This window comes from Candidatus Photodesmus katoptron Akat1 (assembly GCF_000478685.1).
Lineage (GTDB): Bacteria > Pseudomonadota > Gammaproteobacteria > Enterobacterales > Vibrionaceae > Vibrio > Vibrio anomalopis.
The window spans coordinates 95898-112152 of sequence record NZ_AMSD01000001.1; the positions used below are offsets into that span (position 1 = coordinate 95898).

At 31.1% G+C, this 16255-nt stretch carries 19 protein-coding genes; 9 read left to right on the forward strand and 10 right to left on the reverse strand.

Annotated features, from left to right (window positions below; all coding sequences use genetic code 11):
• Positions 1–8: 8 nt before the first annotated feature.
• The 9 genes from mltG to rpmF all read right to left on the reverse strand — a co-directional run bounded on the left by mltG (position 9) and on the right by rpmF (position 7430).
• A complete protein-coding gene (gene mltG, locus O1U_RS00410) occupies positions 9–1010 on the reverse strand; it encodes an endolytic transglycosylase MltG (RefSeq protein WP_016503439.1) in 1002 nt (333 codons plus the stop codon).
• Positions 1004–1810, reverse strand: a complete 807-nt coding sequence (gene pabC, locus O1U_RS00415) for an aminodeoxychorismate lyase (RefSeq protein WP_016503440.1) — start codon at positions 1808–1810, stop codon at positions 1004–1006. Before pabC ends, mltG begins: the two co-directional genes overlap by 7 nt.
• 29 nt (positions 1811–1839) lie before the next feature.
• Complete coding sequence (gene fabF, locus O1U_RS00420) at positions 1840–3081, reverse strand: beta-ketoacyl-ACP synthase II (RefSeq protein ID WP_034411416.1); 1242 nt, start codon at positions 3079–3081, stop codon at positions 1840–1842.
• Between the two features lie 96 nt (positions 3082–3177).
• Positions 3178–3411, reverse strand: a complete 234-nt coding sequence (acpP, locus tag O1U_RS00425) for an acyl carrier protein (protein ID WP_016503442.1) — start codon at positions 3409–3411, stop codon at positions 3178–3180.
• A gap of 120 nt (positions 3412–3531) precedes the next feature.
• Positions 3532–4269, reverse strand: coding sequence for a 3-oxoacyl-ACP reductase FabG (gene fabG, locus O1U_RS00430; RefSeq protein ID WP_016503443.1), 738 nt, complete (start codon positions 4267–4269; stop codon positions 3532–3534).
• A gap of 21 nt (positions 4270–4290) precedes the next feature.
• Entirely contained in the window at positions 4291–5244 is a 954-nt protein-coding gene (fabD, locus tag O1U_RS00435; RefSeq protein WP_016503444.1) for an ACP S-malonyltransferase, read from the reverse strand.
• A gap of 21 nt (positions 5245–5265) precedes the next feature.
• Positions 5266–6216, reverse strand: coding sequence for a beta-ketoacyl-ACP synthase III (locus tag O1U_RS00440; RefSeq protein ID WP_016503445.1), 951 nt, complete (start codon positions 6214–6216; stop codon positions 5266–5268).
• 5 nt (positions 6217–6221) lie between these two features.
• Positions 6222–7250: a phosphate acyltransferase PlsX gene (gene plsX / locus O1U_RS00445; protein ID WP_016503446.1), complete on the reverse strand. Its 1029-nt coding sequence runs from the start codon at positions 7248–7250 to the stop codon at positions 6222–6224.
• Positions 7251–7259: 9 nt separating this feature from the next.
• A complete protein-coding gene (rpmF, locus tag O1U_RS00450) occupies positions 7260–7430 on the reverse strand; it encodes a 50S ribosomal protein L32 (protein WP_034411412.1) in 171 nt (56 codons plus the stop codon).
• Between the two features lie 801 nt (positions 7431–8231).
• Between rpmF and rsxA the strand changes: the two genes are divergently transcribed.
• Genes rsxA through gloA form a run of 8 tightly spaced genes read left to right on the forward strand, consistent with a single transcriptional unit; the run spans position 8232 to position 14458 of the window.
• A complete protein-coding gene (rsxA, locus tag O1U_RS00455; protein WP_016503448.1) occupies positions 8232–8807 on the forward strand; it encodes an electron transport complex subunit RsxA in 576 nt (191 codons plus the stop codon).
• Between the two features lie 10 nt (positions 8808–8817).
• Entirely contained in the window at positions 8818–9402 is a 585-nt protein-coding gene (gene rsxB, locus O1U_RS00460) for an electron transport complex subunit RsxB (RefSeq protein ID WP_016503449.1), read from the forward strand.
• Positions 9403–9418: 16 nt separating this feature from the next.
• Positions 9419–11014, forward strand: coding sequence for an electron transport complex subunit RsxC (gene rsxC, locus O1U_RS00465; protein ID WP_016503450.1), 1596 nt, complete (start codon positions 9419–9421; stop codon positions 11012–11014).
• A gap of 17 nt (positions 11015–11031) precedes the next feature.
• The gene (gene rsxD / locus O1U_RS00470) at positions 11032–12078 is read left to right on the forward strand and encodes an electron transport complex subunit RsxD (RefSeq protein ID WP_102031370.1); all 1047 of its coding nucleotides are present in this window, start codon (positions 11032–11034) and stop codon (positions 12076–12078) included.
• A 4-nt stretch (positions 12079–12082) separates the two neighbouring features.
• Positions 12083–12727, forward strand: coding sequence for an electron transport complex subunit RsxG (gene rsxG / locus O1U_RS00475; protein WP_016503452.1), 645 nt, complete (start codon positions 12083–12085; stop codon positions 12725–12727).
• Positions 12714–13364 carry an electron transport complex subunit E gene (locus O1U_RS00480; RefSeq protein ID WP_016503453.1) on the forward strand — a complete coding sequence of 217 codons (651 nt, stop codon included), beginning with the start codon at positions 12714–12716 and terminating at the stop codon, positions 13362–13364. Before rsxG ends, O1U_RS00480 begins: the two co-directional genes overlap by 14 nt.
• A 43-nt stretch (positions 13365–13407) precedes the next feature.
• Positions 13408–14049: an endonuclease III gene (nth, locus tag O1U_RS00485; protein ID WP_016503454.1), complete on the forward strand. Its 642-nt coding sequence runs from the start codon at positions 13408–13410 to the stop codon at positions 14047–14049.
• 4 nt (positions 14050–14053) lie between these two features.
• On the forward strand, positions 14054–14458 hold the full coding sequence (gene gloA / locus O1U_RS00490) for a lactoylglutathione lyase (protein WP_016503455.1): 405 nt from the start codon (positions 14054–14056) through the stop codon (positions 14456–14458).
• Positions 14459–14511: 53 nt separating this feature from the next.
• Here gloA and O1U_RS00495 read toward each other — a convergent pair whose 3' ends face one another.
• A complete protein-coding gene (locus O1U_RS00495) occupies positions 14512–15390 on the reverse strand; it encodes a flagellar protein MotY (RefSeq protein ID WP_016503456.1) in 879 nt (292 codons plus the stop codon).
• Between the two features lie 167 nt (positions 15391–15557).
• On the opposite strand from O1U_RS00495, the gene rnt reads away from it, so the two are divergent.
• Positions 15558–16199, forward strand: a complete 642-nt coding sequence (gene rnt, locus O1U_RS00500) for a ribonuclease T (protein ID WP_016503457.1) — start codon at positions 15558–15560, stop codon at positions 16197–16199.
• Positions 16200–16255: the final 56 nt, after the last annotated feature.

Genomic DNA, 16255 nt, shown 5'->3' on the forward strand with positions numbered 1-16255 from the left:
AAATATATCTAATTTTTTAAATATTGTTTTACTGCTCTATTATGATTCAATAAATTTTTTGAAAAAATATGCTCCCCCTCACCATTAGATACAAAATATAAGTATTCAGTTTGTTCAGGATTTAAAGCTGCTTCTATAGAAGACTTTCCAGTCATTGCTATTGGAGTAGGTGGTAATCCATGAATTAGATAAGTATTATAGGGTGTTAAAATATATAGGTCCTCCTTGCTAAGATTACCATTATATTTATTAGCAATACCATAAATAACACTTGGATCTGTTTGCAACCGCATTCCTTTATTCAATCGATTAAAAAAAACTGATGCAATGCGTCTCTTCTCAGAATATAACGCTGTCTCTTTTTCAATAATAGATGCTAAGATTAGGGCTTCATAAGGTGTGTTCAAGATTAAATTAGGACTTCTATCTAACCATTTAGAATTAATAAATTGATTTAATTGACTATGTGCCCTTTTTAAGATTTCAATATCTGAAGTACCTGCTGTATAATAATAAGTTTCAGCAAGAAAAAGTCCTTCTAATTTTTTTCGTTGTATCCCTAATATATTCGCTATTTCTATCTCATCTAAATTAGAGATAGTATCTTTCAGATATGGAGAAGAAAACAATGTTACCCTCCAATCATCAAAGCGAGTGCCTTCAATAAAGGTAATTGAAAACTGATATTCATTACCATCAACCAAATGTTGTAAAACCTTTTTTAATGTCATGCTTGGTTTTAGCTGGAATGTGCCTGCTTTTATATCTGAAAATTCCGGATGAAATCTAGGTAATAATCTTGAAATAAAATTAAAAGAAATCCAATTATTTTCAGTTAATAAGATTAAAGTATTATTTAAATTAGTTCCAGATTTTATTGTAATAATTTCTGGAACTTTAATTTGCAAAGGTTGTTGTAAATAAACATTAATCTGATTGCCAATATAAAAAAAAATACCAGCAATGGAAACTATAAAAAAAACTAACAATACTATTATTTTTTTTAACAAGGATTTAATCTCTCTTGAAAATATCTTGTTACCTTTCCAATATTATAATGCTTAGAAATAATTTTAATAACAGGAACAACTCCTAAAATTGAATTAGTTATAAAGATCTCTTCTGCATCATCAAGACATTGAAACTGAAAATTATCTATTATTAATTTTAAATTTTTTGAAGAAGAAAATTGAATTACTAACTGTCTAGTTATACCATTCACTCCTGCATTTTCAAGACTAGGAGTATAGATTATGTTATTTTTTACCCAAAATAAATTTGCAATTGTAGTTTCAATGAGATTTTTCTTAATATCTAAGACTATGGCATCAAATAATCCAAGGCGATTAATTTCTAATTTTAGTAATACTTGTTCAAGACGATTATTATGCTTATAACCAGCAAGTAAAGGATTAATCCCTAAATTCTGATTGCAAACGCCTAATTCTAAACCATAACGAATTAATCTTTTATAATGGTTAGGAACTAAGAAATGACTAATAGTGATATTTGGTGATTCAATCCCTTGGCTATTATAACCGAAATGTCCTTTTCCACGAGTAATATGAAGTTTTAATCCTGATTTTCTATTTTTTAGACGAGCTTCCATTAACCATTTATAAACTTTTTCCCAATTTGGAAGGGCAATATTTAGAAAGTGTAAACACTCTTCCATTCTTTTTACATGCATATCCCAATGCTGAATCTTTCCTTCAAAAACAAGCATAGTTGTAAAACATCCATCACCGTACTGAAATGAACGATCCATTACTGAAATGCTACTACTTAGTTTTCCATTTACCCAATGCATTTGTGCATCCAAACTAACGAAACTCGAAATTAAATTTTCTTAAAGATTAGGCAACCATTGGTGCCTCCAAAACCAAATGAGTTGCAAGCAGCATACTCAATATTTACTTTTCGACAAGTATTTGGGATGAGGTCGATAGATAAATTTTTTTCAGGATTATCTAAATTAATTGTAGGTGGGACAATCTGGTCAACTAATGACATAACAGTAATAATTGATTCAACTGAACCCGCAGCACCTAGTAAGTGACCTGTCATCGATTTTGTAGAAGAAACAAGAACTTGTTGATATCCAACTTTACCAAGAGCTCGTTTAATCCCTTTAATTTCTGCAATATCACCAGCCAGTGTAGATGTGGCATGTGCATTTATATAACCGATTTGTTCTCCAATAATTCCAGCATCATGCATAGCTGCTTCTATGGCTAAAGCCCCTCCAGAACCATCCTTGCTAGGAGCAGTCATGTGATAAGCATCACCAGACATACCAAAACCAACAAGTTCACAATATATGTGAGCACCACGTTCCATAGCATGTTCATAATCTTCCAGCACTATCAAACCAGCACCATCTCCAAGAACAAAACCATCACGACTTTTATCCCAAGGACGAGAAGCTTTTTGAGGCTCATCATTACGGGTAGATAACGCCTTTGCAGCGGAAAAAGCTCCTATTCCTAATGGAGTTGAAGCTTTTTCCGCTCCACCAGATAACATAATATCCGCATCACCATAAGCAATAATTCGAGCAGCATGACCAATATTATGAAGGCCGGTAGCACATGCCGTTGAGATAGAAATATTAGGACCACGCAAACCATACATGATAGAGATATAGCCTGAAATCATATTGATAATTGTTGAAGGAACAAAAAACGGACTAATTCTACGAGGTCCTTTTTCTTTAAGAGATTCATAGCCAGCTTCAATCAAACCAAGACCACCAATACCAGATCCGATAGCGACACCTATACGAGAAGAATTTTTTTTAGTAATAATAAGACCAGAATCATTTAAGGCTTGAATACTAGCAACGATACCGTACTGAATAAACAAATCCATTTTTCTCAATTCTTTTTTAGAAAGATAATCTTCACAGTTAAAGTTTTTAACTAAACCTGCAAAACGAGTCGAAAAATTTTTTGTATCAAAATGTTCTATATTTACAATACCACTTTGTCCAATTTTTAGCGCTTTCCAAGAAGATTCTACATTATTCCCTACTGGTGATAGCATACCCATTCCAGTAACAACTACACGACGCTTAAACACGATCTTACTCTCCGAAACTGAAATGATTTTAAAGCTAGGGGCTTATAGATATGTCGAAAACTCAGGCGGCCAGCAGAAGGCCACCTGGGAGAGATATTACTGAGTATTAGTTACATAATCAACTGCTGTTTGAATAGTAGTAATCTTCTCAGCTTCTTCATCTGGAATCTCAATATCAAATTCTTCTTCTAAGGCCATTACTAATTCAACAGTATCTAATGAATCAGCACCTAAATCATCGACAAAAGAAGCTTCATTTTTAACTTCAGCTTCATCCACACCCAGCTGTTCAATAATAATTTTCTTCACTCGTTCTTCGATATTGCTCATTTTTTTTTTCCTTATTAGAGTCTAGATTTCGCATAATATAATAATCTAATAGTCTAAGAACTGTTTCTTTTGAGTCCCTGACTAAACAAAGCATTTAGATGATTTTATAAGATATGTATGTCAAACCATGCACATCCCACCATTAACATTCAAAGTTTCACCAGTAATATAAGAACTTTCTGAAGAAGCTAAAAAGACAACTACAGATGCAATTTCAATAGGTTTCCCAAAGCGTCTAACAGGAATACTAGATAATATTTTATCACGATGTGCAGAGTTCATTGATTTTGTCATATCTGTGTCAATGAAACCAGGAGCTACTGCATTGACAGTAATTCCTCGAGAGGCAACTTCTTTTGCTAAAGATTTAGTAAAACCAATTATACCAGACTTTGCTGCAGAATAATTTGATTGACCTACATTACCTATAGTACCAACAATAGAACCAACATTAATAATTCTCCCATTGCGTTTTTTAATCATATTAGGTAATACCGCTTTTGAAAGATTAAATACAGAAGTTAAATTAGTTTCTATCACATGCGCCCATTCATGACTTTTCATACGTATTAAAAGATTATCTCTAGTAATACCTGCATTATTAACTAAGATATCAACTAAACCAAATTCACTATTAATCGAATGAATCAATTTTTTAATTGAATTCATATCAGTTACATCTAAAATAAAACCTTTTCCTTTATTTGAAAAATGATTGCTAATATTAATAGCACCAATTTCAGTTGTAGCTGTACCAATAACAGTTGCACCAGAATTAATAAAACTTTCAGCAATGGCATGTCCTATACCACGAGTAGCACCTGTAACTAAAACAACCTTACCTTCTAGATTCTTCATTGAATGTACCTATATCCTTTATTAATCAATTAGAGATTTAGCAAATTTTAAAGAAGCAATATCGTTAATAATTGCTATTTTCGGTTTAGGTATCTTAACAATCTTTTTTGTGAAACCACTCAATACCTTATTTCCTGGAGCAATTTCTAGAAATGTATGGACTCCTTCTCGAATTATTAATTGAATAATCTCAGACCAACGAACTGGACTATACAATTGACGGATTAGTGCTGATTTAATTTTGCTAGAATCAAATTCAGTGAGCACATCGACATTGTTTATAACTGGAATAGTAGGAGATTGAAAATTAATCTTTTCAAGATTTAAAGCAAGTTTGTCAGCTGCAGATTTCATCAACATACAATGAGAAGGTACAGATACAGAGAGCATTACAGTACGTTTAGCTCCAGCTTTTTTGCATAGAATTTCTGCACGTTCTACAGAATTCTTATGACCAGAAATGACAATTTGATCAGGAGAATTAAAGTTTGCAGGAGAAACTATTTCATCGTTTTTTTGTGCTTCTTTGCAAATTTTTTGAATAAAGTTCTCATTAAGACCTATAATTGCACACATTGCACCAATATTTTTTCCTGACATAGCTTCTTGCATTAAATAGCCACGTAATTTAACAAGCTTAACAGCCTCATTAAAATTAATAACATTAGCACATACTAGAGCAGAATATTCACCTAGGCTGTGACCAGCTAGACTTGAAGGTTGTTTATGATAGAAATTTTTTCTCCATACACGCCAAATAGAAACAGAAGCGGTCAATAACGCAGGTTGAGTGAAAGATGTTTGGTTAAGAGTTTCCTTTGGACCGTTTTGAATTAAATTCCAAAGATTATAATTAAGTGCATCAGCTGCCTCATCAAAAGTCTCTCTTACGAGATCATACTCTTTAGCTAGGTTCGAAAGCATCCCGATTTTTTGTGAACCTTGCCCAGAAAATAGAACAGAATACTTGCTCATTATTAATATTACCTACAATTTTTAAAACTTGACTAAAGCTGAACCCCAAGTGAATCCAGCACCAAATGCTTCAAGCAACAGTATCTGACCACGCTTTATACGTCCATCTCTAACAGCTTCATCAAGTGCAGTGGGTATTGTTGCTGCAGATGTATTTCCATGTCTATCTAAAGTAAGGACTACTTGCTCTAATGACATTGAAAGTTTTTTAGCTGTTGCTAAAATAATTCGATAATTGGCCTGATGTGGAATTAACCAATCTAATTCAGATTTATGTATAGAATTAGCAGCTAAGGTATCTTGAACTAACTTCGATAAATAAGTCACTGCTACTCTAAACACTTCACTACCTTCCATATGCAACCACTCACTTGAAGTGGTACTGTGTGCAGGAACCTTCAGACTTAATAAGTTTTCAAATTTTCCATCTGAATATAAATGTGTAGATAAAATACCTGGCTCTTCGCTTGCAGAAATAATAACTGCACCGGCAGCATCACCGAATAAAATAACAGTTGAACGATCAGCAGGATTACAACTCTTAGATAATGCGTCTGCACCAATAACTAGGATAGTTTTATACATTCCAGATTTAATATGTTGATCAGCAACAGATAAACCATATATAAACCCAGAACAAGCAGCTGATAAATCAAAAGCTGGACAAACTTGAATACCTAATTTATTTTGAACTTGGCAAGCTGATGATGGAAATCTATGGCTACCAGTAGTAGTTGCAACAATAATTAAATCAATATCACTTTTATCAATACCTGACATAGATATGGCCTTTTCTGCAGCTAGGAAGGCCATATCAGATACAGTTTCATTCTCTGCTGAAATACGACGTTCCTTAATACCCGTCCTAGAGAAAATCCATTCATCGCTTGTATCTACCATTTTTTCTAAATCAGCATTTGTTCGAACTTTGGATGGAAGATAGCAACCAGTACCTAAAATTTTACTATACATGAAGACTAATAATGCCTCTCACATAAAACTGATTTTAAACGATCAGTAATATGAGTAGACACTTTTTGTCTAACCTCATATACTGCTTCAGTAATGGCATTAACTATTGCTAATACATTAGCACCTCCATGACTTTTTATGACTACACCATTCAATCCTAGTAAGCTGGCACCATTATACTGATCGGGATTTAAAGTTTGTAATTCAGCAAATAAACCAGAAAATATTTTTTTTGCAATCCAAGTCCTCAATGATGATCCAACTAGAGTTAACTTTAACTTATCCATAAATAGTTGAGCAGTCCCTTCACATACTTTAAGACAAATATTACCCAAAAATCCATCACACACTATTACGTCTGCAGCATCATACAATAACTGGTTACCTTCTATATAACCAATAAAATTTACTAATTTATTTTGATATAACATCTTAGCAGCATGTTTGACAAGATGGTTCCCTTTTATCTTCTCTGATCCAATATTTAAAAGTGCTACTCTTGGTAATCGACCTAAATGTTGTTCAGCCAAAATACTACCCATTAAGGCAAATTGAAAAATAGAATCTGGGCTACTAGATACATTAGCACCTAAATCAAGCATCCAGGTTTTATTTCCCAGTGCAGTTGGCAATGTAGAAATTAAAGCTGGTTGTTCAAGTCCAGGTAACAATTTTAATTTAAAACGAGAAATAGCCACCAAAGCACCGGTATTACCGGCACTAATGCAAGCATTAGCAAAATCATTAGCAACTAAATCGACAGCCATAGCCATAGAGCTTTCAGAACCATGACGCAATGCTAAAGAAGGTTTTTCTGAGTCAGAAATAACCTTGTCGCTATGTTTAATACTCAATCTCGGATACGTTCCACAACCAACAAGAAGAGACAATTTAGAGGTGATAGCAGTCTGATCACCTGTTAATATCACCTTGAGTTCAGGAAAAAGTAGCAATGACCGTAGGGCAGCTGGTACCGTAACCTGAGGACCAAAATCTCCACCCATTGCATCGAGTGCAACAATTATATTTTGCAAAAAATATAATTACTTATTAATAACCTTTTTACCACGATAATAACCTTCAGATGTGACATTATGACGTAAGTGAAGCTCCTCTGATGTTGCATCTAAAGAAAATGTAGGCTCAACAAGAGCGTCATGAGAACGACGCATTCCACGTTTAGATCGCGTTTTGCGGTTTTTTTGTACTGCCATAATCTGATCACCCTTTATTATATTTATTAAGCTTATAAAAAGAAAAGATGTCTTTTAAAAGTAACTTTTATATGTTAACTAGAAAGAAGCACCTAAATCTGAAGAGACTACTAGACTATTTACATCTAATATCTTAAAAATAAGGAAACAAATGCTATCTTTCAAAATTAATTTAGTCAAAGAAAAAATATTCTGGTTAAGAATTTGATTATCCTACTTATTAATATTAATAATAAAATAAAGTATATCAATCTAATTTCTCTAATTATTTTAGTTTTATCAATATTTAATTTTTACTCCATAACTTTCGAGAATAGATTAAATAGATTAAAAAACTATTGTTCAGAATTTTTGTCAATTTTTTCAATTTTATAAAGTTAATGGTACTATAGATCTTTGTAGGGTCAACTTTTTTTAATATAAGAAAGACATATTTATTTTTTTACTTCAAATTGACAAGTTTTATTTTCCAATAAAATCTAAGTGTACATATTTTTTCATAATTTAAACTTACTATTTTTTATTCTCATATTCATATATTTCATAAATACTTACAGAATTAAAAAGTGCTTTTTTAAAAATTTCTTAAAGTTCATTAACACAGTTATGCACAATTTTTGTGGATAATTAAGCTTACAAATAGTATTTTATATTACAATATATAAAAACTGGGTTAATGTAGAAAAGTAAAATATTTAAACATTTTATTTAGAGTTAAATCAATGAAAGTCCTATATTTTAGGTTGTATTATTTAAGCAAGGAAGGATAATACAGTACCTGTAATTTCTGATTGTATGATTATGACCGGATATTTTTTATTGTTCTTAAGTACTGTTCTGGTAAATAACTTTGTATTATCAAAGTTTTTAGGATTGTGTCCTTTTATGGGAATCTCTAGAAAATTAGAGACTGCTGTTGGTATGGGACTTGCCACTACATTTGTTCTAACATTATCATCAATGTGTGCATATCTAGTTGAAAGATATCTTTTAGTACCGCTTGATATTAGATACTTACGCACTATGAGCTTTATTCTGGTTATCGCAGTACTTGTTCAATTTACTGAAATTCTACTTCAAAAAATAAGTCCAACTCTTTATCGATTACTAGGAATATTTCTTCCACTAATTACTACTAATTGTGCTGTATTGGGAGTTGCGTTACTAAATGTCAATTCAAATCATAATTTTACCGAATCTATTATTTATGGATTTTCTGCTTCTATTGGATTCTCTTTAGCATTAATACTATTCTCTTCAATGCGTGAAAGAATTTCCTATTCAGATGTTCCTTTACCATTTAAAGGTGCTTCTATTGCAATGATTACAGCTGGATTAATGTCAGCAATTTTTATGGGGTTTACTGGATTAGTGTGATTGATTAATAATGAATTTAACTTTACTAGCTATAATTTCTATTGTGGTTCTCTCTGCTATATTTGGTGCTATTCTAGGTTTTGCTTCCAAATATTTTCAAGGAGAACCTATTCCTATTATTGAACAAATTGAAAATATTTTACCGCAAACTCAATGTGCTCAATGTGGTTATCCTGGATGTAAACCATATGCAGAAGCAATTATTAATGGAGAAGAAATTGATAAATGCGTTCCAGGAGGGGATATTGCTATTAGTAGGCTTTCAGAACTCATGGGCATCGAAATAAAAGAAGGAGTAAAAAATTTTGGAGAAGTGCCTAAAACGGTAGCATTTATACATGAAGATATGTGTATTGGCTGTACCAAATGTTTAAAAGCTTGTCCAGTAGATGCAATTGTTGGTGGCATTAAAACAGTACATACAGTGATAAAAAATGAATGTACTGGATGCAATCTTTGTGTTTCTCCATGTCCAACTGATTGCATAGAAATGCTTCCAATAGAAATAACTACAGCAACTTGGAAATGGAAATTTGATAGTATTCCAATTGTGAATGTTAGCAGTTCTATTTCTTCAAAATCTAAAATAATATAGAGAATTAGAAATTGTCATGTCATCATTAATACAGAAGATAAAATCTGGTAAATTATGGGATTTTCCTGGTGGAATTTCTTTCCCCAAAAATAAAGCTCATCCTAGAAAAAAAACTTTAATGTATGCTAAAATACCCAGAGAGATAGTGTTACCTATAAGGTCATATACTAGTCTGCCTAATACCATAATTCCAAAAATAGGAGAACATGTTCTTAAAGGAGAACCCTTAATAAAATGTTATAATAATCGTGCTTCTTGCATTCCTATTCATTCAACAACATCTGGTATGATTGTAGCTATTGAGCCACGTATTATTGCTCATCCTTCTGGATTAACTGAACAATGTATTATTATTGAACCTGATGGAAACGATGAATGGTATCCTCTCCAACCTTTAGAGGATTTTTCTCTAAAATCACCAATTAAATTGATCGAACGTATTAAGCAAGCTGGAATTATTGGAATGGGAGGTGCAGGATTTCCAACTTCAACGAAAGTTTATTCTTCACTTAAAAAAATCAATATTTTAATTATTAATGCAGCAGAATGTGAACCTTACATTACTGCAGATGATTCATTAATACAAAATCATATTAATGAGATAATTCAAGGCATTGAAGTTATTGACTATATTCTTAAACCAAAACTGATAGTGATTGCTATCGAAGATGATAAACCAGAGGCGATTAATTCTCTAATTCAAGCTACTAAAAACAAAGAAATAATTATTCGAGTTATTCCTACTAAATACCCTTCTGGTGGAGAAAAACAATTAATTAAAATTCTCACTAATATGGAAGTTCCAAGTGGTAAAATACCAATCGATATTGGGATCCTAGTACAAAATATTAGCTCTATTTATGCTATTAAAAGGGCTATTTGTGATGGTGAACCATTAATTGCTCGTGTTGTAACACTAGCGGGGAAAATATTTAAAGAAACTTTAAATATATGGACATTAATTGGAACTCCAATTGAGGCACTTTTAAATGAATTTTCTTCTAGAACTAATAAACAATTTGAACATTTAATATTAGGTGGATCAATGATGGGATTTAGTATACCAAATACAAGCATTCCAATAACAAAAACAACAAATTGTATTTTTATACCAAAAAGTAATGAAGTAGTTTCTCCTTTACATGAAATGCCTTGTATTCGTTGTGGTTATTGTTCAAATGTATGCCCTGCTTCCTTATTGCCACAACAACTTCAATGGTATGCTAAGGCAAAACAGTTTGAAAAATGCAAGGAATTTAACTTAACAGACTGTATTGAATGTGGTGCATGTGCTTATGTTTGTCCAAGTAAAATTCCATTAGTTCAATATTATCGTCAAGCTAAATCAGAAATTTATACTTGTGAAATTGAAATGAAATCTGCTCAACGTGCTAAAAAACGTTTTGAATCGAAAAATACTCGAATGAAACTAGAAAAGCAAGAGAAAGAAAAACATCTCAAAAAACTAAGAGAAAAACATAAGAAACAACTTGTTAGTAATAAACATGCTATTTTAGCTGCTATCGAGCGTGTCAATAAAAAGAATAAACTAAATCAAATAGATAATATCCCTAATAAGGGAATCAATACGCAATCAAAAATGAAAATCTAATTCTAAGGATACAAATCGTGCCACTTTTAATGTCTAGTTCTCCATATGATCATAACAAAAGAAGCACAACAAAATTAATGCAGTTAGTAATTATTTGTTTGTTTCCAGGTTTAGTTGCACAAACTTACTTTTTTGGATGGGGGACAATAATACAACTGTGTTTCTCAATTATTATCTCTATATTATTAGAGATTTTTGTAATATTGCTAAGAAAACGTCATCCAAAAACAGCTCTTAGAGACAATAGTGTACTTGTTACAGCTTGGATTCTTGCTATTTCTATCCCTCCTTTATCACCTTGGTGGATAGTATTTATTGGTCTTATATTTGCTGTAGTTATTGCAAAACATTTATATGGTGGTATTGGAGAAAATTTATTCAATCCTGCTATGATAGCTTATGTAATTTTATTGGTTTCTTTTCCTATTCAAATGACTAGTTGGATTGAAGCAGGCAAATTAAAGATTGATCCTATTTCATTTATAGATTCATTTTTCTTAATTTTTTCTGGTTTTAATACTGATGGATTATCATTACAACAACTCCGAGTAGGAGTCGATGGTCTGACAATGGCAACACCATTAGATGCATTTAGGACTTCTTTGCATATTGGGAATACTATTAATGAAATTCTTGAACAATTGAAATTAGATCCTTTATTTACTAGTTCCTGGAAATTAATTAACCTTACGTATTTACTTTCCGGATTACTATTACTTAAATTACGTGTAATTAGCTGGCATATTCCAATTAGTTTTTTGATAAGTTTAATAATAATTAGTGAATTATTTATGATAATTACTCCAGATAAAACTGCATCTTCAATGTTTCACTTATTATCTGGAGCAACTATGCTAGGTGCATTTTTTATTGCAACCGATCCTGTATCAGCTTCAACAACAGTTAAAGGTCGAATTATATTCGGGGCATTTATAGGGATAATGACATTTATTATTCGAAGTTTTGGTGGATTTCCTGATAGTATAGCATTTTCAGTTTTGTTAGCTAACATGTGTGTTCCATTACTTGATCACTATACACAACCTCGTACATATGGTCAATAAAACTATGTTAACAATAATTCGTAAAAGTAGTTTAACTTTAGCTTTTTTTGCTTTTTTATCTACAGGTTTAGTTGTTATAACTCAATATCTAACTAAACATCCTATTGAACAACGAGTTAAAGAAGAATTATTATCCACACTAAATCAAATTATTCCTTCTGAATTATATGATAATAATTTATATGATTCCTGCACTTTCGTTATGGACCCTTTACTAGGTACAAATGACATGGTTCCTGCCTATTTAGCAACATTAAAAGGTCAACCAACCGCTTTAACGATAGAGGCTGTAGCACCAGATGGTTATAACGGTAAAATAAATATTATTGTAGCTGTAAAAGTAGATGGCACTATTACAGGTATTCGTGTTTTATCTCATCAAGAAACACCAGGACTTGGTGATAAAATTGATTTGCATGTTACAAATTGGATATTAAACTTTACAGGAAAGAAAGTAAATAAGGCAAATTTATGGAGTTGGAAAATAGGGAAAGGTAATAAAATTCATTTTGATGAAGTTGTTGGTGCTACAATAACATCTAGAGCAGTAATTAAGGCAGTTAAAAACGCAGCACTATATCTTGATCAAAATAAAGAAAATTTGTTTAATCAACCATTTAATTGCGGAGGTTCATATGGTATATCATGAAACTAATCCAATTAAAAACGGTATTTGGAATAATAATCCAGCGTTAGTACAACTACTTGGATTATGCCCATTACTCGCTATTTCTACAACAGTAACCAATTCACTCGGGTTAGGAATTGCTACATTGTTCGTTTTGATCTTTTCCAGCATGATTATATCTTCAATGCGTAAATATATTCTAAAAGAAATACGTATTCCTATTTTTGTTATGGTGATTTCATCATTAGTTAGTTGTGTTCAATTATTAATAAATGCTTATGCTCATGAACTTTATACATCTCTAGGAATATTTATTCCTTTAATTGTTACTAATTGTATTATTATTGGTCGAGCTGAAGCATTTGCATCAAAAAATAGAATTATATTATCTCTTAAAGATGCTTTTGGTATAGGAATAGGTATGACTATTTCCCTTTCACTACTAGGTGCTATCAGAGAAATTCTAGGCAAAGGGACTATATTTAGTGATGCAAATTTATTGCTAGGTAAATGGGCAAGTATTATTTGCATTAGATTGTTTGATTTTGATACTAATTTTTTATTAGTATTGCTACCTCCAGGAGCATTTATCAGTTTAGGATTTTTAATTGCCTGTAAAAACATACTAGATAAGAATATACAGAAGAACCGAAACTAAATTTAGGAAATAAATACTAGAATTTCAAATAAAATTAAGTAATATGAACAACATAAAACGAACTAAAATATTAAATAGATTTCAAAAAAACAACCCCGATCCAAAAACGGAATTAAACTGGAATAGTCCTTTTGAATTGCTTATTGCTGTTCTGTTATCTGCTCAGACAACAGATAAAAGCGTGAATAAAGTTACTAGTAGACTTTACTCTATAGCTAATACTCCAGAATCCTTATTGAATTTAGGATTAGACCGTCTCAAACAGCATATACGAACTATAGGATTATTTAACTCAAAAGCTAAACATATTATTAAAACATGTGATATTTTATTTAGAAAATATAATAGTCAAGTTCCTGAAAGTCGAGAAATATTAGAATCCCTTCCTGGAGTCGGAAGAAAAACAGCTAATGTTATACTGAATATCATATTTGGTTGGACAACAATTGCTGTTGATACACATATTTATCGAGTTTGTAATCGGAGTAAATTTGCTATAGGAAAGACAGCTCGAATTGTTGAAGAAAAATTACTAAAAGTTGTACCTAAAATTTTTCAGATTAATGTTCACCATTGGTTGGTTTTGCACGGGAGGTATATATGCAAAGCTCGCAATCCATTATGTAATCAGTGTATCATCGAAGATTTATGTGAATTTAAGGAAAAAACAATTATTAGGAATTAAATTTATGTCAAATAGTCGAATTTTACATACTATGTTACGAGTGCATGATTTAGATAAATCAATCGATTTTTATACAAAGATTATAGGTATGAATTTATTGAGTGTTAATGAAAATAAAGAATATAAATATACATTAGCATTTCTTGGTTTTAACAAGGAACTAACAGAAACAATGATTGAACTTACATATAATTGGGAAAACACTACTCAATACGAAATAGGTTCTGGATTTGGTCATATTGCAATTGGTGTTGATAATATTTATAATTTTTGTGAAAACATAAAAAATTTAGGTATAAAAGTTACCCGAGAACCAGGACCAGTCAAAGGTGGGACAATCCAAATCGCTTTTATTCAAGATCCTGATGGTTATGCAATCGAATTAATTCAAAATAAAAAAGTGGAATAAGATATAACAACATAATGAACTGATAAATTTGAATTAACTAACACTATCCTACCTTATCTTCTTAAAGAAAGAACTATTCTTTCATTTTTGTTTCTACCTATTAAAGAAGAATTATTTGCAATAGGACGTCGCTTCCCATAGGCTTGCACATAAATCTTACTATCTGATAAACCTAATTCTTGAAAATAATTTTTGAGCGCAGTCGCTCTTTGTTCAGTTAGATGCTGGCTTTCTTTTTTACTATCTCCAGCATCAGTATATGAGGATATAGATATTAATTTAATATCCTGATAATAACGAATATATTTTGCTATTTTATCTAAATGTTTTTGTGATTCTTCGTTTAGTTCTAAAGTATCTTGAATGTAGTGTAAAATAACAAATGAAATATCTTCAAAATTATATGGAAGTAAATTAGTGATACAATTCATGAATACACTATATGTTTTTTGGAATGAGACTGAAGATAAAGCAAACTCTGTACGTTCATTATAATTTTTCTGCCAATCTTGATAATAACTAAAAGTAGGATAGTATCCTTTCTCTAACTCTGACAAAATTATTGATACAATTCTTCCAGAAAGATAAGCATCAAAGTGCTTAAAAAATTTTATATTTGCGATATGTTTTCCACTATTATTGCTAGGGTACCAAGAAGGAGGAATAGAGACTAAATGAACATTACTGATTTTTTGTATTGGTTTAAACATTTTTAATTCAAGATGGATGTTGCTTTTTTTATCTGCTTTAGATGAAAACTCAGCATGAGCATAATTAGGTATAGAATGTTTTAGACGACACTCTAAAGGGGTATTAACAATCACTTCCCAAGTTGATTCTTCAGGTGTAGCTACATAGATCCTATCTGAAGAATTAGCAATGAATGAAACTAATATATTTACCATAAAAGTATTGATTATTTTCTTATGCATATAGGAATTCTTATTGAATGTAAGTTATATAACAATATTTGGTCTAATAAAAATAATGCTGACATGTATTATTTTTATTTCTTAATGTGATAAGCTTTTGATTAATCTTATTATCTGTAATAATAGTGTTTATTTTTCATATATAACTTAAAAACTTAAAAATTAATATGATTAAAGAAAATAATGATTTAGCTTTAAAAAACAGGTTTCGTGGGTATTTCCCAGTTGTAATAGATATTGAAACTGCTGGTTTTAATGCTAAAACTGATGCTTTATTAGAGATATGTGCAGTTACATTGAGAATGGATAATCATGGTAATTTACGATTCTCCTCCACTACACATTATCATATTCAACCATTTAAATCTGCTAATATTGAACCACTTGCATTAGAATTTAATGGGATTCGTGATCCATTTAGTCCATTGCGAGGTGCTATAACTGAAATGGAAGCATTAAGAAAAATATATAAAATCATTCGAAAAGAACAAAAATTAGCTGATTGTAAAAGAACAATTATAGTAGCTCATAATGCAGCATTTGATCTGAGTTTTATTATAGAAGCTAGTAAACGTTGCAACCTAAAAAGAATTCCCTTTCATCCATTTACAACTTTTGATACTGCTACGTTAAGTGGATTAGCCTATGGTCAAACTATACTTGCCCAAGCATGTAAAGCTTCTGGTATCGAATTTGATAATAAGAAAGCACATTCAGCATTATACGATAGTCAAAAAACTGCTGAACTTTTTTGCAAAATCGTTAATAAATGGAAGAACCTTGGAGGCTGGCCAATTCTACCTAAATAATAAATGGCTGCTAATTAAAATGAAAAATATATTAAAATTATTCAAATGAATGAAAA